At 31.5% G+C, this 2,653-nt stretch carries 3 protein-coding genes; 1 reads left to right on the top strand and 2 read right to left on the bottom strand.

Annotated elements, in window-relative coordinates; all coding sequences use genetic code 11:
* Together PHC28_RS18060 and PHC28_RS18055 are read right to left on the bottom strand one after the other, a co-directional pair.
* On the bottom strand, positions 1-875 hold an 875-nt coding region (locus PHC28_RS18060; protein ID WP_300103792.1), incomplete at its 3' end, for a DegT/DnrJ/EryC1/StrS aminotransferase family protein.
* Positions 872-1,849, bottom strand: a complete 978-nt coding sequence (locus tag PHC28_RS18055) for a GNAT family N-acetyltransferase (protein ID WP_300103789.1) — start codon at positions 1,847-1,849, stop codon at positions 872-874. The genes PHC28_RS18055 and PHC28_RS18060, both read right to left, overlap by 4 nt.
* Before the next feature lie 147 nt (positions 1,850-1,996).
* Between PHC28_RS18055 and PHC28_RS18050 the strand changes: the two genes are divergently transcribed.
* A partial coding sequence (locus PHC28_RS18050; RefSeq protein WP_300103786.1) for an RNA methyltransferase occupies positions 1,997-2,653 on the top strand: 657 nt, incomplete at its 3' end.

The following is a 2,653-nucleotide window of genomic DNA, read 5'->3' as shown; positions in this document are numbered from 1 at the left end:
GTTCTAATAACAAATAAATGAAAGACGTGATTATCAGTCAAATCCCAAAACGGCAACACAATTTTATCGTTTTTTATTTCTGATAAATAGCGTTTTGCAATAGCTTTCCTCTTAATATTATCTTCATCTAAATGGGGGAATTTTACATTCAAAAAAGCTGCTTGTAATTCATCTAACCTTGAATTTGTTCCAATATAATCGTTGTAATATTTCGTTTCAGAACCATAATTTCTTAAGGAATGAATAGTTTGTGCCAATTCAGCATCGTTTGTAGTTACTGCACCTGCATCGCCTAAAGCACCCAAATTTTTTCCCGGATAAAAACTGAAGGCTGCTGCATTCGATAAATTTCCTGCTTTTCCAAAATCTGAAATTGCTCCGTGAGCTTGAGCTGCATCTTCAATTACCAAAAGATTATTTTGAATGGCAATTTCGCTTATTTTCTCCATTTCGGCCAATTGTCCATAAAGATGAACTGCTAAAATTGCCTTGGTTTTGGATGTGATTTTTTCTAAAATTAAATCGGGATTTATGTTGTAAGTTTCTAATTTTGGCTCAACCAAAACAGGTATCAAATCAGCTTCTAAAATTGATAAAATACTGGCAATATAAGTATTGGCAGGAACAATCACTTCGTCTCCTTTTTGCAATTTCCCCAGCTCAATATACCCTTTAAAAATTAAGACTAAGGCATCAAAACCATTACCAACACCAATGCAATGTTTTGTACCGCAATAAGTAGCGAAATTAGCTTCAAATGTTGCAACTTCATTGCCTAAAATGTACCAGCATCTTTCTAAAAAGGCTTCCAATTTTTCTTGAAAATCAATTTCATAAGGTTCGTTTATTTTTTTTAAGTCTAGGAATTTTATCATATCAAAACAGTGTCTAATAAACTATAATTTGCTGGTTCCACTTCATAAAAATCTTGAACAATAGTACTTGCGCCAAAACTTTCCTTCCAATATGACAATCCATTATTTAACTTTCTTCCTTGATTTTCATTGGAAATTCCAAAATCAAAAAAGTCCTTTTTATTAAATACTTCAGTTATTAAATGATGAAACAATAAATCAAGACCACCCAATTCGTTTTTATCTTCATCACCTGAAATATATTGACAATGTGCCACTTTTTTACTTTCGAAAACTGTTGCTCCAGCTACAATAATTCCATTTTTATAAACATTAAATTGCCTAATATTTTCTGGAAATAGTATCTTCAATTTGTCAATTTCATCTAAACTATGAACTGGTTTTACTTGATGTTTCTTGGCTAAATTTGGAATTAAAATCTCATTCCAAAATGACTCAAAACCATCCACTTCTTTAATAACAAAATCATTCGAAATCCCCTTTTGAATAGCTCTTTTTCTAAGTTTTGATAAAACATTCTCCTTAGATAAATCCATAACTGCAAGAGAATCTCTTCTTATTAATTTAGCTTTTACCAAAAACAAAGCATAATTTATTTCCTCAGCGGGCTTCTGATGATAAATTGACGGCAATAATTTTAACTGTAATTTTTCAATTTTATTATCATTCAAAAAAAACAAAACACTTTTGAAAATTTCAATAATCGAAGCTAGTTTTACTTTTTCATTATAGACTAATCCACCATAAGTTAATCCTTGATGTGAAAAAACTTGATTCCCAACAACATTTGCAGGAAGAACGGCAACCCATTTTTCTTTATCCAAAACTATCAAGGAATAATCCTCAAATCGATCCGAATGATAGTCCATAAAATCACGATGAAACAAAAAAGTAGCATTTTTGGCTTTGCCAATAAAGGAATTCCAATTTTCAAAATCGTTATTTTGGTATCGTTTGACTGAATAATTCTTCACTATATGAATTTAGAATTTGTGAAATTAAGCATTTTTTATTTTATGTTCTAAAACTGGTAAAAACAATTTGATTTATTCGACAATCGAATGCAAATTAAACAATAAAACCTTTGTAACTTTGATGCCTTGCAACTTTTTCTTTCAAAAATGAAACAAATTACATCAGTACAAAATCCATTCATAAAATCTTTGGTTCTATTGCAGGAAAAAGCAAAAGCACGGAAACAAACCAGAACTTTTTTAATTGAAGGAGAACGCGAAATTTCTTTGGCAATCAAAGGAGGTTATGAAATTGAAACGATTTTGTTTTTACCCGAATTAATTTCAGAAGTTCAAATAACCAAATTAACAAACAAACAAATCGAGTTAATCGAAATCTCAAAAGAAGTCTACCAAAAACTAGCGTATCGCGACACAACCGAAGGAATTTTGGCGGTTGCCAAAACCAAATCTTTGCAATTATCAGATTTAAAACTCTCCAAAAATCCCTTAATTCTCGTTGCTGAAGCACCAGAAAAACCTGGAAATATTGGCGCGTTACTACGAACTGCCGATGCTGCAAATCTTGATGCAGTGATTATTGCCAATCCGAAAAGTGATTTATACAACCCTAATATCGTTCGCTCAAGCGTAGGTTGCTTGTTTACCAACCAAATAGCAACAGGAACAACAGAAGAAATTATTACTTTTTTGAAAGAAAGAAATATTGCTATTTATTGTGCTACATTACAAAACTCAACTTCCTATCATACTCAAGATTACACAACTCCAACAGCATTGGTCGTTGGCACGGAAGCAACAGGA

Origin of the sequence: Flavobacterium sp., assembly GCF_028712645.1 — a bacterium.
Taxonomy (GTDB): domain Bacteria; phylum Bacteroidota; class Bacteroidia; order Flavobacteriales; family Flavobacteriaceae; genus Flavobacterium.
The sequence above is the reverse complement of the archived record's forward strand: the minus strand, read 5'-3'. Positions and strand labels throughout refer to the sequence as shown.